The organism is Maribacter algarum (ex Zhang et al. 2020) (genome assembly GCF_005885635.1).
GTDB lineage: Bacteria > Bacteroidota > Bacteroidia > Flavobacteriales > Flavobacteriaceae > Maribacter_C > Maribacter_C algarum.
In genome coordinates this window covers 364,820-390,501 of the sequence record NZ_VATY01000001.1, presented here as the reverse complement: position 1 = coordinate 390,501, position 25,682 = coordinate 364,820, and the positions used below count along the sequence as shown (strand labels likewise).

General features: G+C 38.0%; 23 protein-coding genes. 11 read left to right on the top strand and 12 right to left on the bottom strand.

Features of this window, described 5'->3' with window-relative positions; translation table 11 throughout:
• Nucleotides 1–32 precede the first annotated feature (32 nt).
• The 7 genes from clpX to FEE95_RS01745 all read right to left on the bottom strand — a co-directional run bounded on the left by clpX (nucleotide 33) and on the right by FEE95_RS01745 (nucleotide 7,093).
• On the bottom strand, nucleotides 33–1,268 hold the full coding sequence (gene clpX / locus FEE95_RS01775; protein ID WP_138656113.1) for an ATP-dependent Clp protease ATP-binding subunit ClpX: 1,236 nt from the start codon (nucleotides 1,266–1,268) through the stop codon (nucleotides 33–35).
• 98 nt (nucleotides 1,269–1,366) lie between these two features.
• On the bottom strand, nucleotides 1,367–2,047 hold the full coding sequence (clpP, locus tag FEE95_RS01770) for an ATP-dependent Clp endopeptidase proteolytic subunit ClpP (RefSeq protein ID WP_138656112.1): 681 nt from the start codon (nucleotides 2,045–2,047) through the stop codon (nucleotides 1,367–1,369).
• Nucleotides 2,048–2,132: 85 nt separating this feature from the next.
• The gene (tig, locus tag FEE95_RS01765; protein WP_138656111.1) at nucleotides 2,133–3,455 is read right to left on the bottom strand and encodes a trigger factor; all 1,323 of its coding nucleotides are present in this window, start codon (nucleotides 3,453–3,455) and stop codon (nucleotides 2,133–2,135) included.
• Nucleotides 3,456–3,551: 96 nt separating this feature from the next.
• Nucleotides 3,552–3,902, bottom strand: coding sequence for a phage holin family protein (locus tag FEE95_RS01760; protein WP_138656110.1), 351 nt, complete (start codon nucleotides 3,900–3,902; stop codon nucleotides 3,552–3,554).
• Nucleotides 3,903–3,992: 90 nt separating this feature from the next.
• Nucleotides 3,993–5,498 carry an SGNH/GDSL hydrolase family protein gene (locus FEE95_RS01755; RefSeq protein WP_138656109.1) on the bottom strand — a complete coding sequence of 502 codons (1,506 nt, stop codon included), beginning with the start codon at nucleotides 5,496–5,498 and terminating at the stop codon, nucleotides 3,993–3,995.
• A gap of 108 nt (nucleotides 5,499–5,606) precedes the next feature.
• The gene (locus FEE95_RS01750) at nucleotides 5,607–6,380 is read right to left on the bottom strand and encodes an alpha/beta fold hydrolase (protein ID WP_138656108.1); all 774 of its coding nucleotides are present in this window, start codon (nucleotides 6,378–6,380) and stop codon (nucleotides 5,607–5,609) included.
• Nucleotides 6,377–7,093 (bottom strand): pyridoxine 5'-phosphate synthase, encoded by a 717-nt coding sequence (locus tag FEE95_RS01745; protein ID WP_138656107.1) that lies wholly within the window; start codon nucleotides 7,091–7,093, stop codon nucleotides 6,377–6,379. Before FEE95_RS01745 ends, FEE95_RS01750 begins: the two co-directional genes overlap by 4 nt.
• Nucleotides 7,094–7,184: 91 nt before the next feature.
• Here FEE95_RS01745 and FEE95_RS01740 point away from each other — a divergent pair, with 91 nt between their 5' ends.
• The 7 genes from FEE95_RS01740 (at nucleotide 7,185) to FEE95_RS01710 (ending at nucleotide 14,582) form a co-directional block, all read left to right on the top strand.
• The gene (locus FEE95_RS01740; RefSeq protein ID WP_138656106.1) at nucleotides 7,185–7,841 is read left to right on the top strand and encodes a CBS domain-containing protein; all 657 of its coding nucleotides are present in this window, start codon (nucleotides 7,185–7,187) and stop codon (nucleotides 7,839–7,841) included.
• A 3-nt stretch (nucleotides 7,842–7,844) separates the two neighbouring features.
• Entirely contained in the window at nucleotides 7,845–8,726 is an 882-nt protein-coding gene (locus FEE95_RS01735) for an NAD kinase (protein WP_138656105.1), read from the top strand.
• A 115-nt stretch (nucleotides 8,727–8,841) separates the two neighbouring features.
• Nucleotides 8,842–9,540: a type IX secretion system protein PorG gene (gene porG / locus FEE95_RS01730; RefSeq protein WP_138656104.1), complete on the top strand. Its 699-nt coding sequence runs from the start codon at nucleotides 8,842–8,844 to the stop codon at nucleotides 9,538–9,540.
• A 188-nt stretch (nucleotides 9,541–9,728) separates the two neighbouring features.
• Nucleotides 9,729–10,469: an isoprenyl transferase gene (locus tag FEE95_RS01725; RefSeq protein WP_138656103.1), complete on the top strand. Its 741-nt coding sequence runs from the start codon at nucleotides 9,729–9,731 to the stop codon at nucleotides 10,467–10,469.
• 4 nt (nucleotides 10,470–10,473) lie between these two features.
• Nucleotides 10,474–13,104: an outer membrane protein assembly factor BamA gene (gene bamA, locus FEE95_RS01720; protein ID WP_138656102.1), complete on the top strand. Its 2,631-nt coding sequence runs from the start codon at nucleotides 10,474–10,476 to the stop codon at nucleotides 13,102–13,104.
• A 93-nt stretch (nucleotides 13,105–13,197) separates the two neighbouring features.
• Nucleotides 13,198–14,022 carry an OmpH/Skp family outer membrane protein gene (locus FEE95_RS01715; RefSeq protein WP_138656101.1) on the top strand — a complete coding sequence of 275 codons (825 nt, stop codon included), beginning with the start codon at nucleotides 13,198–13,200 and terminating at the stop codon, nucleotides 14,020–14,022.
• A 50-nt stretch (nucleotides 14,023–14,072) separates the two neighbouring features.
• Entirely contained in the window at nucleotides 14,073–14,582 is a 510-nt protein-coding gene (locus FEE95_RS01710) for an OmpH/Skp family outer membrane protein (RefSeq protein WP_138656100.1), read from the top strand.
• Between the two features lie 55 nt (nucleotides 14,583–14,637).
• Here the strand turns inward: FEE95_RS01710 and FEE95_RS01705 are convergent, their stop codons facing one another.
• The 4 genes from FEE95_RS01705 to gcvP form a co-directional block, all read right to left on the bottom strand.
• Nucleotides 14,638–15,489 carry a glycosyltransferase family 2 protein gene (locus tag FEE95_RS01705; RefSeq protein WP_138656099.1) on the bottom strand — a complete coding sequence of 284 codons (852 nt, stop codon included), beginning with the start codon at nucleotides 15,487–15,489 and terminating at the stop codon, nucleotides 14,638–14,640.
• An 84-nt stretch (nucleotides 15,490–15,573) separates the two neighbouring features.
• A complete protein-coding gene (locus FEE95_RS01700) occupies nucleotides 15,574–16,095 on the bottom strand; it encodes a methyltransferase domain-containing protein (RefSeq protein ID WP_138656098.1) in 522 nt (173 codons plus the stop codon).
• Between the two features lie 69 nt (nucleotides 16,096–16,164).
• Entirely contained in the window at nucleotides 16,165–17,244 is a 1,080-nt protein-coding gene (locus FEE95_RS01695; RefSeq protein WP_138656097.1) for a 3-oxoacyl-ACP synthase III family protein, read from the bottom strand.
• A 164-nt stretch (nucleotides 17,245–17,408) separates the two neighbouring features.
• Nucleotides 17,409–20,270, bottom strand: a complete 2,862-nt coding sequence (gene gcvP / locus FEE95_RS01690; RefSeq protein ID WP_138656096.1) for an aminomethyl-transferring glycine dehydrogenase — start codon at nucleotides 20,268–20,270, stop codon at nucleotides 17,409–17,411.
• A 128-nt stretch (nucleotides 20,271–20,398) separates the two neighbouring features.
• On the opposite strand from gcvP, the gene FEE95_RS01685 reads away from it, so the two are divergent.
• A complete protein-coding gene (locus tag FEE95_RS01685) occupies nucleotides 20,399–21,253 on the top strand; it encodes a UbiA prenyltransferase family protein (RefSeq protein WP_138656095.1) in 855 nt (284 codons plus the stop codon).
• Between the two features lie 197 nt (nucleotides 21,254–21,450).
• Here FEE95_RS01685 and FEE95_RS01675 read toward each other — a convergent pair whose 3' ends face one another.
• On the bottom strand, nucleotides 21,451–22,005 hold the full coding sequence (locus tag FEE95_RS01675; protein WP_138657539.1) for a sigma-70 family RNA polymerase sigma factor: 555 nt from the start codon (nucleotides 22,003–22,005) through the stop codon (nucleotides 21,451–21,453).
• Between the two features lie 117 nt (nucleotides 22,006–22,122).
• Here FEE95_RS01675 and FEE95_RS01670 point away from each other — a divergent pair, with 117 nt between their 5' ends.
• The 3 genes from FEE95_RS01670 to FEE95_RS01660 all read left to right on the top strand — a co-directional run bounded on the left by FEE95_RS01670 (nucleotide 22,123) and on the right by FEE95_RS01660 (nucleotide 25,681).
• Nucleotides 22,123–22,473: a rhodanese-like domain-containing protein gene (locus FEE95_RS01670; RefSeq protein WP_138656093.1), complete on the top strand. Its 351-nt coding sequence runs from the start codon at nucleotides 22,123–22,125 to the stop codon at nucleotides 22,471–22,473.
• A 308-nt stretch (nucleotides 22,474–22,781) separates the two neighbouring features.
• Nucleotides 22,782–23,924 (top strand): sterol desaturase family protein, encoded by a 1,143-nt coding sequence (locus FEE95_RS01665; RefSeq protein WP_138656092.1) that lies wholly within the window; start codon nucleotides 22,782–22,784, stop codon nucleotides 23,922–23,924.
• Between the two features lie 329 nt (nucleotides 23,925–24,253).
• Complete coding sequence (locus FEE95_RS01660; protein WP_138656091.1) at nucleotides 24,254–25,681, top strand: ankyrin repeat domain-containing protein; 1,428 nt, start codon at nucleotides 24,254–24,256, stop codon at nucleotides 25,679–25,681.
• Nucleotide 25,682: the final 1 nt, after the last annotated feature.

Sequence of the window (25,682 nt, the reverse complement as noted above, 5' to 3'; positions counted from 1 at the left end):
ATCGTTATTTGATAAAAAACTAAAGGCAGTCTCTAAGAGACTGCCTTTAGTTTTTTAATAGTTTCATAAGATAGCTTTTCTTCAGCATAGGGTTTGGTAACCTTAAATTCGGTTTCACCACTGCTGGGCATCTCAAACATGGCATCGGTGAAGATAGCTTCACATAATGACCTAAGTCCTCTTGCTCCTAATTTATATTCTATTGCCTTCTTGACGATGTACTCTAATGCCTGGTCAGTAATGGTAAAAGAAATACCATCCATATGAAACAGTTTTTCATACTGTTTGATAATAGCATTTTTTGGTTCGGTAAGAATCGCACGAAGTGTTTTTTCGTCTAACGGATTCATGTGTGTCAATACAGGAAGCCTTCCTATAATCTCTGGAATTAATCCAAAGTCCTTTAAATCCTTTGGGATAATATATTGTAAAATATTGCTTTCATCTAGGTTTTCATCTGCCTTTGAAGCACTATAACCTACGGCTTGCATATTCAAACGCTTGGTGATGGCTCTTTCGATTCCGTCGAAAGCGCCTCCTGCTATAAATAATATGTTTTCAGTATTAACCTCTATGAATTTTTGATCTGGATGTTTTCTTCCTCCTTTAGGTGGTACATTTACAACTGTACCTTCTAAAAGCTTGAGTAAACCTTGTTGTACACCTTCTCCCGATACATCACGGGTAATAGAAGGGTTATCACTCTTTCGAGCTATTTTATCAATCTCATCAATAAAAACGATGCCACGTTCGGTTTTCTCAAGGTTGTAATCTGCTGCTTGCAACAAACGTGTTAGTATGCTCTCAACATCTTCACCAACATATCCTGCTTCAGTAAGTACGGTAGCATCTACAATGGCTAAGGGAACATTGAGCATTCTGGCAATGGTTTTAGCCATTAAGGTTTTACCCGTACCAGTTTGACCCACCATGATGATATTGCTCTTTTGTATTTCAATATCATCTTCCTTCGCCTTTGGTTGTAACAACCTTTTATAATGATTGTAGACAGCAACCGACATTACTTTCTTGGTACGCTCTTGACCAATAATAAAAGTGTCAAGGAATTCCTTAATTTCCAGAGGTTTCTTTAAAACCAACTCTGAAGATAAGTCGTTGGTTTTTGTTTGTTTGGACTCTTCCGCAACTATGCCATGTGCCTGCTCAATACAGCGGTCACAAATATGGGCATCTAAACCAGCAATCAAAAGATTGGTTTCTGGTTTTTTTCTTCCACAAAATGAGCACTCTAAGTTTTCTTTTGCCATAATAGTCCTATCGTATTATTAGATACTAACGCTGTAATTTGATTTTTGGTTCATCAAATAGGCCTCAGATATAAACAATTTTAGGGTATTCGTCGAAATTAGTCTTTATCTCTTACTAAAATTTCATCAATCATACCATATTTCTTGGCTTCATCAGCTTTCATCCAATAGTCTCTATCACTATCATCATGAACTTTCTCGATTGTCTGACCAGAATGGTCAGCAATAATTGCATAAAGCTCTTCTTTGAGTTTTAAAATCTCACGAGCGGTAATCTCGATATCACTTGCCTGACCTTGGGCACCACCCATAGGTTGGTGAATCATAACGCGAGAGTGAGTAAGTCCACTTCGCTTTCCTTTTTCTCCCGCACATAAGAGTACTGCTCCCATAGATGCGGCCATTCCTGTACAGATAGTTGCTACATCTGGTTTTATGAATTGCATAGTGTCATAAATACCTAATCCGGCATAAACACTTCCACCTGGGGAGTTGATATAAATCTGAATGTCTTTAGAGGCATCCGCGCTTTCAAGAAATAATAATTGTGCTTGTACAATATTCGCTACCTGATCATTAATCCCTGTCCCAAGAAAAATAATACGATCCATCATTAGCCTCGAGAAAACATCCATGGCAATGGCGTTTAATTGACGTTCCTCAATAATATTTGGAGTCATATTCGTAGGATACATGCTACTCATGATTTTATCATAATACATGCTATTGATACCTTGATGATTTATAGCGTAATTTTTGAATTCTTTTCCGTAATCCATTTGCTGTCGTTCAATTTTTTAGATAAAAAAGGTGCCGAAAAGAACATTTTCGGCACCGTAAATATACTTATTATTTTTCGGAAACTTATCCGTAAACCTCCTTAACAAAGTTTTCGTAAGTAACCTCTTTAGTCTTCAAGTTCGCCTTTTCTTTGTAAAGGTTCAAAAGCTTTTGACTCATCAATTGTTCTGATAGTCTTTTAACTTCATCTTGATTGCTCATTACTCGTGCAGCAATAGTATCCAATTCCTCTTCTGCAGGATTTAACTGTCCGTATTGGGCCATTTGCGATTTGATAAACCCTTTCGCAAATTCCTTCAATTCATCAAACTGAATTTGAACATCATTATCCTTAATTACCTTTCCTTCTATAAGTTGGTAGCGGAGTCCCTTTTCTGATTTTTCGTACTCTTCACTTGCCTGCTCCTCGGTTAAAGGATTTTCGCCGGTCATCTGAATCCATTTGGTTAAGAAACCACTTGGTAAATCAAACTTGGTATTTTCAATGAAATATTCGGTGACATCGTTCAATAATTTTTGATCAGACTGCTGCTCGAATTGTTTTTCAGAATCTTCTTTGATTCGTTCTTTCAACTCTTTTTCAGATTTCACTGCATCCGGGCCGAACAATTTGTCAAATAGCTCTTGATTTAGTTCTGCGGGCTCTCTCTCATTGACTTCTTCAATTGTGAAGGAAACTTCAATGTTTAGTTTTTCAGCCTTATCCGCAGAAACGCCTAAAACACTTGTCAAGAAGTTATCCTCTTTAAAAAGTCCTTTAATCTTTAAGCTAACAACATCGCCAACTTTTTTTCCAACAAGGATATCAATCGCCTTTTTACTTTTCAGCATGTTGAACTCTAAAGTTGTTTTGTTGTCTATTTCTTCTTCTTCGTTTTTGAAAGTTCCGGTTACTTCGTCTTTCTTACTGACTTCGGATTTACTAACGAGTTTACCATATTGCTTTTGAATACGTTCGACTTGCTCGTTGACCATTTTTTTATCAGCAACGATTTTATAATGGGTAATTGCCTTTTTTGTTTTCAAAGGAACTTCGAAATTCGGGGCCAAACCCAGTTCGAATTCAAAATCGAAATCTTCCTTATCCCAATCAAAGCCATCTTGTTGTTTCGGAAGGGGGTTTCCAAGAACATCAAGTTTTTCTTCGGTCAAGTATTTATTCAAATTATCTTGGATCAACTTGTTCACTTCGTCAACCAAAACCGCCTTTCCGTATTGTTTCTTGATAAGACCCATTGGAACTTGACCTTTTCTGAAACCGGGAATATTTGCCTGCTTTCTATAATCCTTTAGAATTTTATCAACCTTATCTTGGTAGTCATCCTTAGTCACGGCTACTTTAACTACTGCATTCAAATCGTCAATCTGCTCTTTGGTAATATTCATCTTATACTAGTATTATTGCTTAAATAAATGGGATGCAAAAGTAGTACAAATTCTATATCCTACCAAGTTTTTAAGTTGCTGAAAAACAATCGTTTTCTACTTCTTTTTGTCGCTTTTCAAAATAGAAAACAAAATGGATTGCAGTAAGGATAGAAGCAAGCTAAACACAATTGCCCAAAGCCATCCGTCGACGGTAAAACCATCTACAAAATGATCTGCCAGCTTTATAATTATTGCGTTAATAACCAAAAGGAAAAGCCCGAAGGTCAATATGGTCACGGGTAGTGTAAGAATCACTAAAATAGGTCTTACGATAAAGTTTAAAAGGCTTAATGCAACTGCTACAATTAGAGCAGTGGTATAGGTGTCTACTGAAACATTAGGTAGTACCTTTGATAACACGACCACGGCAAGGGCACTTAAAAGTAGTCTTAGAATAAATTTCATGATTTAGATTTTTTAATGAATATTGACTAACGCAAAAAAGGTACCGAAAAATTACGATACCTTTTAGTAAAACTTTTAGTATTTGAGTGACTACTCTATATATACACCAGTGAAGGCCTCAGGCTCTACTTCAGGTAGAGTAGCTCCATATTTATTTTCTATTTCTTCGAGAAACTTATTGGCCAACAAAGCATAACCACGTGGTGAAGGATGTACTCCGTCAAGTGAAAACCCACCACCAGTACCAAAAGTAGCCGTAACTGTGGTGCCATCATTAAGAGGGAAACCACCTGCTTTCAATTCTTTGAGAAAAGCATTTGCATCAACAAATGCCAAATCAAAAGTCGCAGCTGCCGCAGCTATGGTTTCATTGTACGCTGACAGCGCCTGTGAAACGCTTGCTTGTTCCTCTGGCGTGAGTACCCATTGATCACCAAGTGGAACCCCGACCCCATTTACAGAGGCAGGATTATTTGGATCGGCTAATGTACCTATGAAAGAAAGTCCGACAAGAACCATCAAATCATCTGCCGTGGCCTGACGCATGTTAATCAAAGCTGGATTGAAAGAAGTCAGGTCAGTTAAATCTTCATCAATAATAACTGCGGCATTTGTTGCTCCTTCGCTAAATGATATTGTTCTTCGAGCAACTTCCTCAGCAGAAATCACCCCCAGTTGTTGTAGTTGGGCTAGCCCTCCATTGTAAGCTGCATAGGCGGTATTAACTGCTCCTGCTGTAGCTGCGTCCAGTGGAATTGGATTATGGGGTACTGTTGTAAAATATGGAATGGAAGTGACATCTGGAATATTAGCAATAACCCCTTTTGCACCACCTGCGGTCAAAGTTTGTAAAATACCATTGTACGTCTGGGCAAATACGTTTGGATCAGTTATGTCAGTACCGCCATATGTACTGGGGTCAAAATTACCTTGTTGGTCAACTCCTAATCCTCCAGAGGTAGCGAAACTTAAAATATCGTTATTTCCTATCCAAAGTGAAAAGAAAGTTGGTGCTTGGCCAGCGGCATCACCTAAGACTGTTGCGTTAGGACTTGAGGCCATTCTTGCATAGTATGGGTTTGCAGCTCCAATAGGAACACCGGCTACATTTCCGTAACCAGGAGCTAACAAGTGAAAACTTTTAGCGCCGGGTACACCCATATTGTTGAAAGGTCCGGATAATACAGATGAAATTTCGGTACTTCCAGTCCCACTAACCGGAGTGGGTAGGGGAGAGCCTGAAGCGAAGGACAAAAACAGTCTATTTCCAAGAATTGGTTGTCCACCTAAAGTGGCCCCGCCTAAATTGTCAGCCATAAAAGGTATTGTAAACGCACCTCCACCAACTTGAGCAAAGCTAGAAGCCATCATATTCGGAAAAGAGTTTGTTTGCCCTTCCATAAACAAGGCGTTATCTGAAAAACCTGCCGTTAATGAATTTCCGACAGAAACAAATTTTGAAAAATCAGCTTCGCCACTTGTGAAATTAATGGCCGGTGGCGTGGGTACTTCGAATACTGGGGGTTGAGCATCATCGCTTAGGCAAGAAACGAATAGCAAGCTCGAAAATGCTAGTAATGCAAGGAACTTTTTCATGTTTGATTTTTTGAGTTAAGTCGTGTAAAATCAAAATTAACCAAAATTATCAGACGCGCAATAATTTGGACTAAAAAATTATGCATGCATAATAAATTGATTCTTTTTTTATGAATTTAAAAAAGCAATCGATTTTTCAAAAAATTGTTTTGGATTTTCGGCATGCAGCCAATGTCCGGCGTTTTCGATTGTATCCAATTCCGCATTTGGAAAGTGTATTTTGATTTCAGGTAGATCGGCAGCAACTACATATTCTGACTTGTCACCTTTTAAAAAAAGAGTGGGCCCATCATAATTGGAAATTGCAGATATGTTTTCGCCTATTTCTTCCATTTTAGTGCTCAATACCTCCAAGTTAAATCTAAAGCCAAGTTGTCCCTTCTCTACCCAATACAGATTTTTAAGTAAAAATTGTCGTGTGCCATGCTCGGCAATATGCTTTGCCAACTCTTGGTCGGCCTGACTTCGTGAAGGTATTAACTCAAAATTTAATGCATTTAGACCGTTGATTATTTCGTTATGATGAGGGGGATAGTATTTTGGAGAAATATCGGCTACTACTAACTTTTCTGTTAAATTAGGAAAGTCGCAGGCGAACTGCATTGCTGTCTTTCCGCCCATGGAATGTCCAATAATACTCGCTTTTTCGATTTGGTGATAATCAAGGTAGGTTTTTAAATCAGCCGCCAAAAAATCATAGTTAAAGTCTTCTGAGTGAAAACTCCTTCCATGGTTCCGTTGATCGACGAGGTGTACTTCGAATCCATTTTCCGAGTATTTACTTCCTAGTGTTTTCCAGTTGTCGCTCATCCCAAGAAAACCATGCAAAACTACCAGCGGTTCTCCGGATCCTAAAATCTTTGAATGTAACAAGTCACTCATTTCAATTTGTTGAGATACATATTAATAACGTTGTCCAAACCAAAATAAAGCGATTCACAAATAAGTGCATGACCAATTGAAACTTCCAATAAATGCGGAATACTATCTTTGAAGTATTTAATATTGTCCAAGCTCAAGTCATGGCCGGCATTAATACCTAAACCCAAAGAGTTTGCAACTATAGCTGCTCGGATAAATGGAGATATTCCCTCTTCCTTTTTATTTTCATCAAATGCCTTCGCATAACTTTCTGTATAAAGTTCTATTCGGTCAGTACCGATTTCCGAAGCACCTTCAACCATTTTGGTATTTGCATCTACGAAGATTGAAGTACGAATTCCGTTTTCCTTGAATGTTTTGATAACATCCTTGAGAAAGTCTTTGTGAGCAATAGTATCCCATCCGGCATTTGAAGTAATGGCGTCAATGGCGTCAGGAACCAAGGTTACCTGTGTTGGTTTCGTCTCCAGAACCAAATCAATAAACTTAGGGTTGGGATTACCTTCTATGTTGTACTCGGTGGTAACTACCTTCGTTAAATCCCTAGCATCTTGATATCGAATATGTCTTTCATCGGGCCTAGGATGAATGGTAATGCCTTCGGCACCAAATCTTTCGATATCTGCGGCAACCTTTAAAAGATTAGGTACGTTCCCGCCACGGGCATTACGCAGAGTGGCAATTTTGTTAATATTCACGCTTAAGTGTGTCATAAATTCGATGTCTTTCTAAGAGGTGGTAAAAATACAAATTAGGCACACCTTTTGATATTATTAATTAGTATTTTGCGTTATATTTTAACCTATGAAGATCCACGACCACATATTGCCCAATATTCCGATTTTCAAAGTTGGAGATTCCCTTGAAAAAGTAGTTCAGTTTTTCAAAGACCATACTTATTCACATGTTGCTGTTGTTGAAAAGGATAGATTTTTAGGTGTATTGAGTGAAGATGACCTTGAAAATTTTAAAATAGAAGACAAAATAGAGGATTATCGATATAACTTGGAAACCTTTTTCGTTCGGCGTGATACGAATTGGCTTGATGTATTGGAGATGTTTTCTAGAAATGAGGCAAATTTGCTGCCTATTTTGGGTGCCAGTGAAACGGTAATCGGCTATTATGACCTGACGGATTTTATGGGTGTTTTCATAGATACCCCTTTCTTTACAGAACCTGGCGGTATATTAGTGGTCTCAAAAGGAATAAAAGATTACTCATTTAGTGAAATTGCGCAGATTGTTGAAAGCAATAATGCTAGGTTTATAGGAGGATTTATAACCGAGATGCAAAACGATGTTGTACAGGTTACTATAAAGGTAGGTACAACCAACTTCAATGAGATTACCCAAACGTTTCGACGTTACAACTACAATATTCTTTTTGGAAACCATGATGATCAATTCCTTGAAGATTTAAAGCAACGCTCTGATTATTTGGATAAATATCTAAATGTATAAGGAATGAAAGTTGCCATTTACGGTCAAACCTATCAAGACAATGCCATAGCTTATGTGGTTGAACTTATAGACGAGCTACAAAAGGTTGACGCTGAAATAGCAATTGAGAAAAATTTCCTCGAACTTTTATCCGAAAACTACGATACGGATTCATATGCAAGGTTTACTGATTCTTCGGGGCTCGACTCATCTTTCGATATGTTTGTGAGTTTTGGTGGTGATGGTACTATTTTAAGAGCCACTACTTATGTTCAAGATAAAGGTATTCCCATTGTTGGGGTGAATACAGGAAGGTTAGGTTTCCTCTCCACCTTCAAAAAAGAAGATGTTCGAAAAGTAGTTCAAGAATTTGTTCAGGGGGCATATACAGTTGTAGAAAGAAGTTTAGTAGAGGTAACAAAAGATTCGGGCATTCCTGAATTTAGTGAACTTAATTTTGCTTTTAATGAAGTCACCGTGAGTAGAAAAGATACCACGTCGATGATTACCGTTGAAACCTTTCTTAATGATGAGTACTTGACCTCATATTGGGCTGACGGACTTATCATTTCTACACCTACCGGTTCAACAGGGTATTCACTTAGCTGTGGAGGTCCCGTAATTGTTCCAACGGCGAAGTCTCTTGTTCTGACCCCTATTGCTCCACATAACTTAAATGCAAGGCCCCTCGTTATTTCAGACGAAACAGAGATACGGTTAAAAGTATCAGGTAGAGAGGAAAATCATTTGGTTTCATTAGATTCCAGAATTGCATCCGTGGCCAATGGAACAGAACTTAGAATTCGAAAAGCACCATTTACCATTAAAATGATTGAGTATACTTCAGAAAGCTTTTTAAAAACGCTTCGCAATAAATTGCTTTGGGGCGAAGACAGGCGTAATTGAACATCCCAGAAACAATAAAAACTCCTAAACGCTGTTTATCAAGTGAGAACAGTAGTATGGCAAATGAACTAGTCCTAGCTATTGCAATTGTTGTATTTGCAAACTTTTATAACCTATGAGGAGTTGTCTCTTTTGTATCCTTTTTTTTATTTGGATGGGCCTGAGTGCCCAAACCTATGAAATCGGCGTGTTTGGCGGTGGAACCAATAATATTGGAGATGTAGGCAGAACTAATTTTATATTACCCTCTAATTTTGCCGTAGGAGGATTGTTTAAGTGGAATAAAAGTAAACGGTATGCTTGGCGTGGTAGTGTTATTTATGGAAAGTTTACAGCTGACGATTCAAAATCAAGTATCTCTTCGAGACAACAAAGAGGTTATGTGGTAGGAAATTCGATTTTAGAAGCTTCTGCCGGATTAGAATTCAACTTCGTAGAATACAACTTACATAAATTAGGCCCAGCTTTTACTCCTTATTTATATACCGGATTGACCTATTTTCGATACGATTACAATTACTTCGACGCCGGAAGGTTGCAAGATGGGCTAAATCAAAGAGATGGTTCTCTTGCTATTCCTATGACAGTGGGTTTTAAATACCGTATAAGCGAGCTTTTTATTTTGGGAGCTGAAATCGGTGCGCGTTACACGTTTACTGATAATTTAGATGCGAGCAATCCCACTAAATCAACCGTTGCGCAGCAAATCAATCCCGCTTTCGGAAATATCTTCAGCGATGATTGGTACGTTTTTTCTGGCATAACTTTCACATATACCTTCGGCAGAAAGCCTTGTATGGATTGTTTTGAGTAATTTCTTCGTAATCATTGCAATTCCGTGACGTCTTGTCCAAAATGTCTGCTTATATTTGCACCGCTTTTTAGCAGAGAGTAAATTTGAAGTTAATCCCTTGATTTAACGCATAGTCTCAAAATAATGCCTCAGAAACTTTCTAGTTTCTTTTGGAATTTGTTTTTTTTGAATTTTGGAATTTATTCTAAATGAACACAATCGCAGACATAACTGAAAAAAACCTACCGCGTCATATTGCCATAATTATGGATGGCAATGGAAGATGGGCAAAGCAAAAAGGAAAATTCCGTGTATTTGGGCATGAAAATGGTGTAAAAACGGTTCGGACAACTGTTGAGAACTGTGTGAAGCTTAAAATAGAATATCTTACGCTCTATACATTTTCAACAGAAAACTGGAAAAGACCCAAGCTTGAGGTTGATACACTAATGCGTCTTCTAGTTTCTTCCCTTAAGAAAGAACTTAAAACTTTCATAAAAAATGATGTTCGGTTGAACACTATTGGTGATATCGATTCCTTACCAGATAAGGCACGAAAAGAGTTGATAGAGGTAATGGAAAAAACAAGAAAAAACGCGGGAATGACGCTTACGCTGGCACTTAGCTATGGTGCCCGCGAAGAGCTTAAAAATGCTGTAAAACAGATAAGTACCAAAGTTAAAAATAATATAATTTCTATTGAAAGTATTGATGAAACGATTATTAATAACCATCTTTACACGCATGATTTGCCCGATGTAGATTTGCTAATACGAACGAGCGGAGAACATAGAATCAGCAATTTTTTACTTTGGCAAATAGCATACGCCGAATTATATTTTATAGACGTATTTTGGCCCGATTTTAGCGAAGAACATTTAGTACAGGCCATTCAAAACTACCAGAACAGAGAAAGACGATTTGGAAAAACTAGCGAACAACTCAACTAGCGGTATGAAAAAATTCATATCCCTTGAATTCTTATTTACACTCCTACTACTTTTTACCTTGATTAATTTGAGCGCTCAAGAAGGCGCTTCGTATGAGAATGGTAAAAAATATATTCTCGGTGGTCTTGAAGTCACCGGACTTCAAAGTTATAACGAGCAAACTGTAAAGACATATACGGGTTTACGTGTTGGACAGCCTATAACGGTGCCTGGAGATCAGATAAGTGCGGTTATCAATAAGTTATGGAGTTTAGAGCTCTTTACGAATATCGACTTCTTTATTACGAATGTTGAAGGAGAGAAAATCTTTTTAGAGCTGGTAATCAACGAAAGGCCAACCTTGTCTAAGGTAACGGTATACGGGGTGAAGAAGCGAAAAGTAGATGAAATCCTTAAGGATACCGACCTTAAAAAAGGAAAGAAAATAACTGAAAGTTTAATCGCGAATACCAAAAACTACCTTCAGAACAAGTACAAGAAGCAGGGCTATTTAAATGCAAAGGTGAATATTGCGACGGCTAAAGATACGGTTGATACCAATACTCGCTCTATGGTAGTCAATGTTAAAAAGGGAGATAAGGTAAAAATCAATGATATTGTATTTGAAGGCAACGAAAAGTTGCCGGCTAAGAAACTTCGTAAAGCCTTAAAGAAAACGAAGAAAAGACAGTTTGGTCGTTTTTGGAAAAAGTCCAAGTATATTCAAGATGACTATGACAATGACCTCGACCTACTTGTGGATAAATATGCAGAAAATGGATACAGAGACGCAAGAGTTTTGTCCGATACTATAGTAAACGTCGATGAAAACAATATTGATATCAAGATCAAAGTCGAGGAAGGTAATAAGTACTATTTTGGTGATATTGATTTCGTTGGTAATAGTGTTTATACGGATCGGCAGCTGAATAGCTTTTTAAGAATAAAAAAAGGTTCTACCTATAATGGTGTTTTACTTCGAAAAAGAATTGCCGATGATTCAAAACCAGACGCAGAGGATATTACAAGCGCTTATCAGAACAACGGGTATCTCTTTTCAAGTATTAATCCGGTTGAGGTTTCTGCGGAGAATGACACCATAAATTTCGAGATACGAATTATTGAAGGCAAAGAGACATTCTTAGACCATGTTACGGTAACTGGTAATGAAAAAACAAACGATCACGTAATTTTTAGAGAACTCCGTACCCGGCCAGGTCAGAAGTATAACAAGTCTGATATCATTCGTAGTATTCGAGAGCTAGGTCAATTGGGTTATTTTGATGCTGAGCAGATTAAGCCGGATATTCAGAACCCAAATCCAAATGAAGGTACCGTAGATTTGGCCTATAGCTTGGTTGAATCTGGTTCAAGTCAGATTGAATTACAAGGTGGTTATGGCGGTGGCGGATTTATTGGAACGCTAGGTCTTTCATTTAGTAACTTCTCTATTGGTAATATCTTAAAGGGTGAGGCATACAAGCCAGTGCCCATGGGTGATGGGCAAACCTTTGCTTTGAGACTTCAAGCAAGTAGAACCTTTAGGGTCTACAGTCTTAATTTCTCTGAACCTTGGTTAGGGGGTAAAAAGCCCGTACGATTTAACCTATCGGTGTCTAGAACACAGCAATTTGGTGTTACTAGAGATAATCGCGGTAGATTTCAACCGAATAAAGAGCAACAGTTTTCTATAACTGGAGCAACTCTCGGTCTAGCAAAGCGAGTACAATGGCCAGATGATTTTTTTACCATTTCTCACTCTTTGGGTTATCAGCTTTATGATTTTAGGAACTATAATATTGGCCTATTCAATTTTGGTAATGGCAAATCAAATTCGATTGCCTATACCTTGGGTATTTCTAGGAATGCAACTTCTGGTGGGCGAATTTTCCCAAGAGGAGGGTCGAATTTTGAGATAACGGCCAAGTTTACACCTCCCTATTCCCTTTTTAGTGACAAGGATTTTGAGTCACTCAGAGACCGAAGTGAAGAGCTTAATATTAAAAGATCGACTTTACAACAAGGCGAAACCTTATCAGCTGAAGAATCTGCTGAACTTGAAAATTCAGATCAAGAGCGATTTCGATGGTTGGAATATTATAAGTTAAAATTCAAAGGAGATTGGTATACCACTTTAGTCGGTAGTGCTGATAAATCACTTGTTTTAAGAACAAATGTAGAGTTCGGGTTTTTAGGAAACTATAATAATGATGTAGGTGATGTCCCTTTTGAACGATTTTTTGTGGGTGGTGATGGTCTAGGTAATTTTACCTTAGACGGTCGAGATATCATTCAATTAAGAGGGTATGAAAACCAATCACTTACCCCAGTTGATGAATTAACCGGTCAGCAGGAGGGTGGTTTGATATACAATAAATTCTCCGTAGAACTTAGATATCCGCTAACTTTAAAACCTTCAGCATCCATCTACGGACTAGCTTTTTTAGAAGGAGGTAACGCTTTCAACAATTTTCAGGAGTTTAATCCGTTTCAGATTAAACGATCGGCTGGAGTGGGGATCCGTATTTTCATGCCTGCATTTGGGTTATTGGGGATAGATTTTGGTTATGGGTTTGATGAGGACTTAAGACCACAATCTATTGGCAATGGGCCGAGTGGCTGGCAAACACACTTCATTATCGGCCAACAGTTTTGATTTAATAGCTTCGTATCAAAATCTAAAGCGCTCATTTATAAAGTTTTAGTATTTTTGGCACGATATTTTCTATAGGATAAAACGAAATCAAAAATGAAAGCAAAAACACAAGTTCTTATTGTACTGATAGCTGTACTTTTTTCTTCGTACACCTTTGCCCAAAGAGGAGTTCGAATAGCTTATGTAGATATGGAATATATCTTGGAGAACGTAGAAGAGTATCGTGATGCAACGGCACAATTGGAAACGAAAGTGCAAAAATGGAAAGGAGAAATCGAGCAAAAGCAAAATTCGGTTGAGCAAATGAAAAAAGATCTCATGGCTGAAAAAGTTTTGTTGACCGATGAGTTGATTTCAGAGCGGGAAGAGGAAATTCAGATTCTTGAAAAAGAAATGTTTGATTATCAACAAGATCGTTTTGGTCCACAGGGAGATTTGGTTTTACAAAAACGACAATTGATACAACCAATACAAGATCAAGTTTTCAATGAAGTACAGAAAATAGGAACGAATAAAAAATATGATTTTATTTTCGATAAATCAGCGGATGTCGTAATGTTGTATTCCCAGAAAAGACACGATATTAGTGACCAGATTTTGAGAGGTATAGCACGAACTAGAAAGGTGAGTGCTCCTAAGAAAAAGGCACCTCGGAAAAGTCGGTTTGAAGATGAGGAAGAGCCAGTTGAGGAAATGAGCGATGAGTTGAAGGCTCGAAAGGAGCAGGCGGAGAAAGCGGCCGACGCAAGAAATAAGACGGCTGATGAAAAGAGAGCTGAGCAGCTGAAGTTGAGGGAAGAAAGAAAGAAGGCATATGAAGAAAGAAGAAAGAAATTACTAGAAGAGCGCGAAGCAAAGAAGAAGGCGAAGCAAGAGGAACGAAAAAAAGATACTGAAGACAATTCAGAAAACGGATAAATATTATTTTCACTAACATAAATTAACACTCAAATTTTAAAATTAAACTCATGAAACATTTAAAAAAGATTGCTGTAGCACTAGTTTTGTTCATCGCGGCATCAAGTTTTGTAAACGCCCAGAGCAAGGTAGCTCACATTGACGTTCAGAAATTATTAGCTGACATGCCAGCAATGAAAGCTGCTGAATCTGAATTAAAGAAACTCTCTGAAACGTATCAAGCAGATATTCAAGCTTCGATGACAGAATTGCAGAATAAGTACACATTGTATAAAAATGAAGCTGGAGCAAAAACTGAAGAGGAGAACCAGAAAAGAGCTTTAGAACTTCAAGGTTTTGAAAAAAGTATCGGTGAGGCGCAACAAGCTGCGCAACAGGAGATTCAAAAGAAGCAAGCCGAGTTATTTGCACCTATTTCTGAAAGAGCCAAAGCAGCCATTGATAAAGTTGCAGCCGCTCAAGGTTTTGACTACGTATTAGACGCTCAACAACCTGGAGGACTCATAGTATTTAAAGGAAAAGATTTACTTCCAGAAGTAAAACAAGAGCTAGGTTTTTAGGAAGTTTAATTAGATATACTTTAAGAACGTCTCGCAACTTGTGGGACGTTTTTGTTTAAAAGAGTTTTCTCTTTATGTTTTTCCAGCGTAGATTCCTAATGAACTTTCCTTGTTCTTCGTTTACTAAAAATGGTTCCTTTTCTTTTCTTGCAGTATAGTATCCTTCGAAGTTATCAATAAAGCGTTTCCACTTTTTGACTTTCCAAGCCATTTTTGCAGAAGCAATAAAGGTAATCCAAAAGCCATAGCGCATGGCGTACATGGCCTTTCCTTGAAGCAATTTTGCTTTTTCATTATAAGAGTGACCAGTTGGTCTTAGGTGTTTGGCGTGCAGACTATCATCGGTAAAGATTTCGAAGTCGTTGTACTGTGCTAAAAGCTCATCAATAGTATCCCATCCCATTGCTGCTTTAAGTCCATCTATGGCTTTAAAACATGTCTTAGAATAGGCTTTAAATGCCCCGCGAACATGGTTTTTGTTCATTGGGTGATTCAATTTCCATCTACCTTCTGCATCTTTCTCATATATAAACCCTCCGGCGATACCCACTTTAGGGTTTCCAGTGAAAATATAAGCGATACGTTCGAAGTAATTATCGGGTAGAATGATATCAGCATCAAGCTTTACCATAAAATCATAATTATCATCCAAAATAGCTAAACCTTTGTTAAATGCATTTACGACCTTGCTACCGGGCATGTGAATTTCGGAAGAGGCCGTATTCAATTTTGAGAAAATAGGACTTAACGTTGTGAACTCATTTATGATGGTTTCCGTTCCATCTGAAGAATTATCGTTTACGACAATTACCTTTTGCGGCCTTAAACTTTGTCTTAGAATAGAATTTAGCGTGTCGGCCAAAAAGGCTTCTTCGTTATGCGCGGGAATGATTATATAATATTTCATATTACAAGCACCAAATTATAAATAACAAATTCCAAATGCTACTTCCAAGAATATACATTGGAATTTGGGATTTTAATCTTGGAATTACTTACGCTCAGCATAAACGATGTAATACCTAGGTGTAAAACTTCGGAGTAAAGGGCGTATTCCAATTTTTTTGACTGGGTTAGTCCATTTAGCACTGTCTTTTATCGTCCAACCCGCTTTTTCGAGCAGCCAATCAAATTGCCAATCTTCAAATTCGTGGTAATGTCTATCCCAAGGATCCGTTTTACTTTGGTATGCAGGAGAAAACCATAAGCGCCTAGGAATACTAGCAACCAGTTTATTCGCCTTAATTTCTCTTAATACATTAAAGGGAGCTATGAGGTGTTCAAAAATTTCGAAAGCGGTGACCACTTGAGCGGTTGAATTTTGGACCGAGGAAAATTCTATATCTAAATCTTCTCCTAAGGTATTTTGTACAGAATAACCCTCTCTGGTCATTATTTCGGAAAAGGGATTTGATACACCCAAATCTAAAATAGATTCATCTGTTGATATATGTTTTTGCAGAAAGGAAAGTGTATTTTGAAAACGTTTATTCGGAAAAGTCTTTTCGTACATCTAGAGAATTCAAGGTTTTATGTTCAGGGTTTATAAGTTTACCGAACCTTTACCATGGGACCTTAAACTTTAAACCCTATATACAATGGCGTTTATATTCATACCTGCGCCAACACTTGCAAAGATAACAACATCTCCCTTTTGAATAGATTGATTTTCCAACTTTCCATTACGAACCATATCGAAAAGAGTAGGTATAGTGGCCACCGAACTATTGCCTAATTTCCCAATATTCATTGGCATAATTCCTTCTGGCATTTCCATATCATAAAGACCATAAAATCGTTTTACGATGGCTTCATCCATCTTTTCATTGGCCTGATGTATGAATATTTTCTTTATATCAGCTATTGATACCCCACTATCCTTTAGACAATCATCCATGGCTTGGGGAACGTATGTAACCGCAAACTCATAAATTTTTCGACCATACATCTTTATGTACTTTGTATTTTCCTGCCGGTCGGCACGCGTAGCATCCGATGGACTTTTATATGACTTTCCAAAGAATAAAAGAAAAGCCTCATCGTGAGCATAGGTTGCACTTGCGCAAGATAAAATTTGCCCTGCATTTTCTTTTGCTTCTATAATTGTTGCACCAGCACCGTCGGAATAAATCATTGAATCCCGGTCATAGGGGTCCACTATTCGTGAAAGCGTTTCGGCACCAATTACCAAACACTTTTTGGCCATTCCACTTTTGATAAATGCATTGGCCTGATTTACACCTTCAATCCATCCGGGACAGCCGAAAATCAGGTCATATGCGACGCACTTCGGATTCTTGATGCGCAAATGATGTTTTACGCGGGTTGCTAAACTTGGCAAGGTATCTCCCTGAGATTGGCCATAAGCGACATCGCCGAAATTATGTGCAAGAATAATGTAATTTAAGTCCTCTTTGTCAATTCCTGCATCCGCTATAGCTCGCTCGGCTGCAAGAAAGGCTATATCGGAGGTATTCAAGTTTTTGGCTACATAGCGTCGTTCACCTATACCAGTAATGGCTTTAAATTTTTCAATGATTACAGGATTATCGTGTTTAAACGAAGAACCGTCAGAATTTAGAAATTCGTGTTTTTCAAAATCTTGGTTTTCAACCACTGTTTCTGGTATGTAGCTGCCGGTACCTGTGATTGCGATTTGCATGTGACTTATGGTTTTTGGTCGAATAAACATACTCTAAAAATCTAAAAATATTATGCGTGCATAATATTTAATACGACGGTCAACACCACTTTGCTTCCTTTCGAAACATAAAAAAAGCCTTTCTCAAAATAGAAAAAGGCTTGAAAGTACTATTTTTATTGAGCTTACTCTACTTCTGCATACGCTTCAATCGGCGCACAAGTACAAATGAGATTACGGTCGCCATAGGCATCATCTACACGGCGAACCGAGGGCCAAAACTTATTATCTTCGATATAGGATAATGGAAATGCCGCTTTTTGCCTGCTGTATGGAAACTCCCAAGAATCACTAGTTATCATACTCATAGTATGCGGTGCGTTTTTTAAAACGTTATTGGGATTTTCCAATTGCGTTTCATCAATCTCCTCCCGAATGGCTATCATAGCATCGCAGAAACGGTCAATTTCATCAAGGCTTTCACTTTCTGTTGGCTCAATCATCATGGTTCCCGCCACTGGAAATGAAACCGTTGGCGCATGAAAACCATAGTCCATCAGACGCTTTGCAATATCGGTAACTTCAATTCCGTGGGCTTTAAAGGGTCTACAGTCGATAATCATCTCATGTGCTGCACGACCTTGCTCGCCAGTGTAAAGCACATCATATTTGCCTTCCAATCTTTCTTTAATATAATTTGCATTAAGAATGGCAATTTTTGTAGAATCTGTTAATCCGTTTTCACCTAACATCTTGATATATCCGTAAGAAATCAAGCAAGCCAAAGAGCTACCCCAAGGGGCACCCGAAATTGCCGTTATGGCTTGGTCACCACCTGTTTTTACCAAAGGATTTCCAGGTAAAAAAGGTACTAATTGTTCAGCAACGCAAATCGGTCCGACTCCTGGTCCGCCGCCACCGTGTGGAATTGCAAAGGTCTTATGAAGGTTTAAGTGACAAACATCTGCACCAATCATCCCGGGATTTGTGAGTCCTACTTGTGCATTCATATTGGCTCCATCCATATAGACCTGTCCACCATGGTCGTGAATTAGTTTTGTTATATGTCTGATTGATGATTCAAAAACCCCATGTGTTGAAGGGTAAGTGACCATTAACGCAGCCAAATTTTCCGAATGTAGGGTCACTTTTTCTTCTAAGTCAGCGACATCAATATTGCCTCTTTCATCCGTTTTAGTGACAACTACTTTCATTCCCGCCATTACCGCAGACGCAGGGTTAGTACCGTGAGCAGATGCCGGAATAATACAAATATTTCTATCTCCTTCACCTCTTGATTCATGATAAGCGCGAATCACCATCAGACCAGCGTACTCACCTTGTGCACCAGAATTTGGTTGCAGGGAAGTATCTGCAAATCCGGTAATAACCGTGAGATTTTTGGCCAATTCTTTCAACATGATTTGATACCCTTCAGCTTGTTCTATTGGAACAAAAGGATGAATATTGCCCCAATTCGCCATACTAAGGGGTAACATTTCTGAGGCTGCATTCAATTTCATGGTACAGCTTCCCAAAGAAATCATAGAGTGATTGAGAGCTAAATCTTTACGCTCCAATTTTTTGATATAGCGCATCAACTCGGTTTCCGAATGATAGGAATTGAACACTTCATTTTGAAGAAAAGGCGAATCTCTTTGAATAGAGGCCGGGATAGCGGTAATTTTGTCCGCTTCTGCATAGAAATCCTCATTAATGACTTTGGTTTTCAAAATTTTAAAGACTTTAACAATAGCAATAATGTCTTTAAACGAAGTTGCTTCATTTATAGAAATTGAAATTGTCTTGTCATCAATATAATTGAAATTTAATTCAGCTTTTTCTGCAGCTTCACGCACTATTTGGGCATTTTCAACACTAACCTTAATAGTGTCAAAGTATGCTGTGTTATGTTGGGTAATGCTCAGGTTTTGTAGAGCTTCACTCAATATCTTTGTTTTGTTATGGACTTTATCCGCGATGTATTTCAGTCCTTCTGGGCCATGATAAACTGCATACATGCCTGCCATTACCGCTAGCAATACCTGGGCCGTACAGATGTTCGAAGTCGCCTTATCACGTTTGATATGTTGTTCTCTTGTTTGCAGAGCCATTCGCAGGGCCGGTTTACCATCGGTATCCATAGTAACCCCGATGATACGACCTGGGATATTTCTCTTATAAGCCTCCTTTGTTGCAAAAAACGCTGCATGAGGTCCTCCGTAGCCTAACGGAATTCCAAAACGTTGCGTAGTACCTACGACTACATCAACACCAAATTCACCAGGTGCCTTTAAAAGTGCAAGACTCAAAATATCGGCCGCAACCGCAACCTTGATATCATTTTGTTTTGCCTTTGCCGTAAACTCGGCGTAGTCATGTACTTGTCCGTATTTACCCGGGTACTGTAAAATGGCCCCAAAAAAATCATTGGAGAAATCAAATTCTTCATGATTACCATTTACCAACTCGATATTCAAAGGCGTGGCACGTGTTTTTAACAAGGAGAGCGTTTGAGGTAAAATTTCTTCGGAAACAAAGAATTTTAAAACTCCGGTTTTCTTCTGCTCTCGGCTTCGAACATCAAAAAGCATGGTCATTGCTTCCGCGGCTGCAGTGCTCTCATCTAAAAGCGAAGCATTTGCCAATTCCATTCCGGTTAAATCACAAACAACCGTTTGAAAGTTCAATAAGGCTTCCAACCGCCCTTGTGCAATTTCTGCTTGGTAGGGGGTATATGCCGTATACCAACCCGGATTTTCCAAAATATTCCTTTTGATTACTGAAGGGGTCAAACTTTCATGATAGCCTAAACCAATATAAGACTTGAAAACCTTGTTCTTTTTTGATAAGGCTTCAATATGACCTAGAAACTCGTGTTCGCTCATCGGAGTATCAAGTTCCAATGGCTCTTTTAGTCGAATATCTTCAGGAATGGTTTCAACAATCAGTTGTTCCAGATTTTCAACTTCCACCTCTTTTAACATATGTTGAATATTCTCTTCCCTAATGCCAATATGGCGCGATGCAAACACGTCCGTTTTCATAAATGATATACAAATTAGTCGAGCAAAATTAACGATTAATTGACATAAAATCAGCCTATACTCGACGAATGGCATGAAAGTTTTTAACTAAAAAAGAAGGTTATAAACAGTTTGGCTACTTTTGTTTAATGAGGTGGTTAAAACTCATTTTTAACTTTTACTTAGATGCCAGTGTTCACGTTGCCTTTGCAATATATGCGCTACTTCAGGTGACATATCAAACCTTAAACATTCCAAGTGATTACCACCTTTCTATTTTTCTATTTTTCGGATCGATAAGCTGCTACAATTTTATAAAATATGGAGTTGAAGCAGAAAAGTATATTATGGTTGCTGATAAGTACCATAAAGGGATACAGTTTTTAAGTTTTATTACATTAAGCATGGCCCTTTACCATGGGTTTTTTTTAAGTATGAGTACATGGTTAGGTATTCTAGGCTTAGTTCTTCTTACGGGTCTCTATGCAATACCTGTTTTGCCAAATACAAAAAACCTTAGAAGTTGGGGTGGTCTTAAGATATTTGTTGTAGCAATAGTTTGGGCAGGAGCAACGGTTTTGCTACCAATACTTTCCGCTAACCAATACGTGGCATGGGACGTTGGTATTGAAATCTTTCAACGTTTTATATTGGTACTGGTCCTTTTGGTGCCCTTCGAAATACGAGATTTGATTTATGATAAAGTAGAATTGAAAACTGTACCACAACGTCTTGGAATCACTAACACTAAGATTTTTGGAGGTTTTGCAACGCTACTGTTTTTTTTCAGTACTTTTTTAAAAGATGATTTGAGTAACGAAGAGTTGATTCTAAAGGGAATACTTTTCTTGACTCTCGGATGGGTACTTTTCATAACCAAACGAAATCAGTCCAAGTATTTTTCTTCTTTTTGGGTAGAAGCCATTCCCATTTTTTGGTATGGTATGGCCATTTTGCTAAAAGGCTATTTCAATGTTTCCCCTGAAGTTGCTCTTTCATTTTAAGTTTTTCCGCTTCTGAAAGACTTTGAAGGTTCGCCTTTTGGCAAAGCGTCGTGAATTCTGTGTTCTTTTTTGTAAATGCAGAACAGGTTTTACACATAAAAAGGTGATAGCGGAGCTTCAGTTTTTCCATAAAGGAAGCCTCATCATATTGAGTCTTATTGCAAATTATAGCAGCTTTTTCACAAGAAATCATAGTATTAGAACCAATTTTCATTAAGGCAACCCATCAGGGCAGTTCTTGACCGATGTATCATTACCCATAGGTTTGACGGATTTATTCCGAGTTCATTACAAATATCTTCAGTACTTATTCCTTGAATAGTTTTCATCTTGAAAACCAAGGCCTGTTTTTTTGGTAATTTAGAGATGCATTCTTGAATTGCCATGCCTAATTCTTCATTCTCAATAGGGCTGTTTTCTAACTTGCTAAAGGGATCTGCTACTTGTTCCTCCAACCAATCACCTTCAGAATCGCTACTTGAGCTGTAATTCATACGAACTTCCGCTTTGCCCTTGTTGGAATTGATTTTTCTGTAATGGTCGATGACTTTACGCTTTAAAATGGCAATCAACCATGTACGTTCGGCGGCATCTCCTTTATAGTTTTTTGCTGATTTAAGTCCTGCAAAGAAAGTTTCTTGTACCAAATCTTTTGCGATTTCAGCATCGCTAACGCGAGCTACCGCAAAATTGAACAGGTAGTCAGCGTACTGCTCTACCCAGTTATCAGGATTTAGTTGATGTGGAGCCATTTTTTTTGAATCGCTTTCAAAAGTAACGGAATTTGATTTAATTACCTCAAAATTTTCTTGTGTCTGTGTGAATTTTAATGCTGCCATATATTTTATCTTTGATTAAACTTCTTCTTTATGCGAAATACAATATTCCTTTCACTATTATTCTTGTTTTCAATGGGCTGTGCCCAAAGTAAGTCAAAACCTATCACAGAATTTTCACAAAACGATACCAAAACCGGGATATTGGTTGATGTGAGAACCCCAGAAGAGTATGCTACTGGTCATATTGATAATGCATTGAATATCAATTGGTACGATTCAGATTTTGCAAAACAGCTGGAATCCATAAGTAAAGACGAAACGATTTATGTGTATTGTAAAAAGGGAGGCCGCAGTGCAAAGGCTGCGCATCTTTTGGATTCACTGGGTTATAAGAATGTCATTGATTTGGAAGGAGGTTATGATGCCTATCGCAACAGGTAGCAATTTATTCTTTCCTTTTACCCTTTTTCTCCTCTTCGGTTGAAAAAATCCCTGAAATTGGGGATGGACTCTAGCTACTAAAACTACAACTTTGTACACCAAGTGTTCCTAAACAATCTTTGTCGATAGTGTTTTTAAACAGATTTTTTGAGGTTTAAATGATATTTGGCCATTCATACGAGAATATCACTATTCAAAATTTAGGCCTTGTAGACACTGGGCAAGTATTATGAAGAAATACTGAGATACAATTTTAGTTTGTTATCAAACGTTCGTACATCGAACCTTTTTAACGAAAAACAGAATAGATGGAAAGCAAGAATAAACGAATGCGAGTCGGTGAAGGCAAAATTAGCGGTACCGTTTCTATTTTTCTTGGCGTCCTATCGCTGGCCGGTATCTTATGTTTCAAGTTTCCCGAGCAATTAACTACACCTGAATTTCGAGAGGTATATACTCCGGAATTGGTGGAAAATCTAATGCTGGGAGCTATCATTGCTACCTTCCTTTTTGCTTTGGTAAGTATGCTTTTGGCAAAAAACAAAAAATTAGCTGTTTACGGAGTTGCCTTGGGTACTATGGCCGTTGTACTAGGTGGCTTGACCGTAGAAGGTAGGGCAGTAGAAAAACTGAATTGGAGCCTTGGCTTGGATTGGCTAATACTTGATCTTCTAGTAATGGTCTTGATTTTTGTACCCATTGAACTGGCTTTTCCCAAAAATAAACTACAGACCAAATTTCATGAAGAGTGGCGTACGGATCTGATCTATTTTGGAATAAGTCACCTAGCGATTCAACTTTTTGGTGTACTGACTAAAAAACCTGCCGTCGCTTTTTTCGGTTGGATGAACTTAGAAGGTGTTCATACTTGGGTCAACGATTTACCTTTTGTGGTTGAACTTTTACTGGCATTGGTGGTCACTGATTTGTTTCAATATTGGGCACACCGAATTTTTCATTCACACTATTTTTTATGGCGTTTTCACTCAATTCATCATTCCACAGAAAATATGGATTGGCTTGCGGGTTCACGTACCCATTTTATTGATATTTTCTTTACTCGGAGTATGTCTTATATTCCTTTGTATGTACTTGGCTTTTCTACTTTGACATTTAATGTCTACATCGTTTTTATAGCGATACATGCTGTTTTAATTCATGCCAATACAAATATTAATTTCGGCTTTTTGAAATACATCATTACAACACCTCAATATCACCACTGGCATCATTGTAAAGAACCAGAACATTATGGTAATAACTTTGCTGTGGTCTTCCCTTTTATCGATATGATTTTTGGTACGTATTACCTTCCCGGTAAAGAATGGCCAGAAGGAACGGGCTTGGTAGATGCTTCTTTTCCTAAGGGATTTCTCAAACAATTTGCGTTCCCGTTTGTGAAGAATCCGTTTAAAAATGATTTGTTACCTGAGGAGAAAAGTGAACGATAATATCAAGCGCTGAAAGAGGAACTTATTTCACTGTTTATGGGGATTTGAAAAAGTAGCTCAATGCTTAGTTTTGAACCCTCCACGGTGCAAAAAATGCACCAATAATCATTATGACCAAGAAAAAAACAATATGTAGGTTAATCATTTTGGCGATAGTTTTTGTTTTTTGGTTTGTTTTTTTTACCGAAGTGAAGGTACAAGCTGCAATAGTTGCAGCATTTGGATATGTAATTGGCCAAATAATCATTGTTAGCTGTTCAGCGGCTTTGGTGATTTGGTTTTATAATCGAAAAAGAAATAAACATCATCCTTTTTAAAGTCAATAAAAAATGTTCTGGAAAAAGAAACTGAAGCTACCTGTAACGTCTGAAGACCAAATTTGGGTCGAAGAGTCGCTTTCTTTTTTAATGGATAGTCTGGGTGACGAAAGAGTGCGAAAGGTCAAAACCGTAGAGCCCACCAAGGAATTTTTTGATAGGGATTTTAACAGTTCAGAAGCTGATGCTCAGTTTATTTTGGAGCGTTGCATGGCCTTGATGGATATAGAGAAAGGAAAAATTTCTTTGGAGTTCTATTCAGAGGAAAATCGGTATTTAGATGACGGTACCCTTTTAAGTTCTACTGCGGACATCATGGGAAAGTCTTCAGGAGCTGCTGGAACGTATCAAAAGTCAGGTGGAAAATCACTGATTCGAATAGAGCGTAGTCAATTAAAACACTCAGAAAGTTTGATTGCAACCATAAGTCATGAATTGGCACACGAAAAACTATTGGGCGAGCATCGTATCATTCAAAATGATGAATATCTAACCGACCTTATGGCCATCGTGTTCGGTTTCGGAATTTTTATCGCCAATGCCAAATTTCAGTTTCAATCAGGTATGAACGACGGATTTGGTTGGCAAATGCAAAGTCAAGGGTATTTGCCAGAGCAAGTTAGCGCCTATGCAATGGCATCATTAGCACTCAAGAAAAAAGAAACTAATCAAGAATATAAAAAGTATTTAGATAGCTCGGTCGAGAAATATTTTGAACAAGGTTTGAATTACCTCCAGTCTGATGAAAATACTACAGATGTTACTAGTTTTTGGGGAATAAAGGAACAAGTCGAGGCGAAAACCAAGTTTCAACCTGTTGCGAAGAATGAAGAAGCCAAAGTTTTCGAATCTTCTGAACTAAAGCAATTGCAACAAGAAATGCAGCATGCGTGTTATCAAAATAATATCGAAACTGTAGAAGGTTTGTTACAAAAACGTCTTTCCCCAAATTTCATCGCTATTGGGGGTTCGCCCCTTACTATTGCCGTAAAAAGAGAAAATAAAGAACTTATAGATTGCTTATTGTATTATGGAGCGGACATCAATTTTTCTGACCCTGAAAATATGATGGACGTTTTGCCTTTGATGGCGGCAAGTGAAAACGAGAACGTCGCGATGATGAAATATCTCATTGATCTAGGTGCAGAAGTTAATCGCGTTGGTGGTAACGGAAAAAGCATTTTAGAAGTCGCAGTACTAACCAGAAATACTGAGGTGGTTATAACACTTTTGGATGCCGGGGCTAATATTGATATTAAGTCAGGGTTTTTCTTGAATTTTGATAAAACCCCAATTACTTCAGCGGTTTTGGAAAATGATACTACAATGGTTTCTTTTTTGGTTGAGAAAGGAGCTAAGACCAAACCTATTCGAAAAATCGATAGGCATAAAATACATCCGAAGATGGTGAAGTTTCTAAAAACTAGAAAATATCTGTAAT

Excerpts from the sequence above, each read along its gene's own strand:
- clpX (WP_138656113.1), bottom strand. The coding sequence starts at position 1,268 with ATGGCAAAAGAAAACTTAGAGTGCTCATTTTGTGGAAGAAAAAAACCA.
- clpP (WP_138656112.1), bottom strand. The coding sequence starts at position 2,047 with ATGGATTACGGAAAAGAATTCAAAAATTACGCTATAAATCATCAAGGT.
- tig (WP_138656111.1), bottom strand. The coding sequence starts at position 3,455 with ATGAATATTACCAAAGAGCAGATTGACGATTTGAATGCAGTAGTTAAA.
- FEE95_RS01760 (WP_138656110.1), bottom strand. The coding sequence starts at position 3,902 with ATGAAATTTATTCTAAGACTACTTTTAAGTGCCCTTGCCGTGGTCGTG.
- FEE95_RS01755 (WP_138656109.1), bottom strand. The coding sequence starts at position 5,498 with ATGAAAAAGTTCCTTGCATTACTAGCATTTTCGAGCTTGCTATTCGTT.
- FEE95_RS01750 (WP_138656108.1), bottom strand. The coding sequence starts at position 6,380 with ATGAGTGACTTGTTACATTCAAAGATTTTAGGATCCGGAGAACCGCTG.
- FEE95_RS01745 (WP_138656107.1), bottom strand. The coding sequence starts at position 7,093 with ATGACACACTTAAGCGTGAATATTAACAAAATTGCCACTCTGCGTAAT.
- FEE95_RS01740 (WP_138656106.1), top strand. The coding sequence starts at position 7,185 with ATGAAGATCCACGACCACATATTGCCCAATATTCCGATTTTCAAAGTT.
- FEE95_RS01735 (WP_138656105.1), top strand. The coding sequence starts at position 7,845 with ATGAAAGTTGCCATTTACGGTCAAACCTATCAAGACAATGCCATAGCT.
- porG (WP_138656104.1), top strand. The coding sequence starts at position 8,842 with ATGAGGAGTTGTCTCTTTTGTATCCTTTTTTTTATTTGGATGGGCCTG.
- FEE95_RS01725 (WP_138656103.1), top strand. The coding sequence starts at position 9,729 with ATGAACACAATCGCAGACATAACTGAAAAAAACCTACCGCGTCATATT.
- bamA (WP_138656102.1), top strand. The coding sequence starts at position 10,474 with ATGAAAAAATTCATATCCCTTGAATTCTTATTTACACTCCTACTACTT.
- FEE95_RS01715 (WP_138656101.1), top strand. The coding sequence starts at position 13,198 with ATGAAAGCAAAAACACAAGTTCTTATTGTACTGATAGCTGTACTTTTT.
- FEE95_RS01710 (WP_138656100.1), top strand. The coding sequence starts at position 14,073 with ATGAAACATTTAAAAAAGATTGCTGTAGCACTAGTTTTGTTCATCGCG.
- FEE95_RS01705 (WP_138656099.1), bottom strand. The coding sequence starts at position 15,489 with ATGAAATATTATATAATCATTCCCGCGCATAACGAAGAAGCCTTTTTG.
- FEE95_RS01700 (WP_138656098.1), bottom strand. The coding sequence starts at position 16,095 with ATGTACGAAAAGACTTTTCCGAATAAACGTTTTCAAAATACACTTTCC.
- FEE95_RS01695 (WP_138656097.1), bottom strand. The coding sequence starts at position 17,244 with ATGCAAATCGCAATCACAGGTACCGGCAGCTACATACCAGAAACAGTG.
- gcvP (WP_138656096.1), bottom strand. The coding sequence starts at position 20,270 with ATGAAAACGGACGTGTTTGCATCGCGCCATATTGGCATTAGGGAAGAG.
- FEE95_RS01685 (WP_138656095.1), top strand. The coding sequence starts at position 20,399 with ATGAGGTGGTTAAAACTCATTTTTAACTTTTACTTAGATGCCAGTGTT.
- FEE95_RS01675 (WP_138657539.1), bottom strand. The coding sequence starts at position 22,005 with ATGGCTCCACATCAACTAAATCCTGATAACTGGGTAGAGCAGTACGCT.
- FEE95_RS01670 (WP_138656093.1), top strand. The coding sequence starts at position 22,123 with ATGCGAAATACAATATTCCTTTCACTATTATTCTTGTTTTCAATGGGC.
- FEE95_RS01665 (WP_138656092.1), top strand. The coding sequence starts at position 22,782 with ATGGAAAGCAAGAATAAACGAATGCGAGTCGGTGAAGGCAAAATTAGC.
- FEE95_RS01660 (WP_138656091.1), top strand. The coding sequence starts at position 24,254 with ATGTTCTGGAAAAAGAAACTGAAGCTACCTGTAACGTCTGAAGACCAA.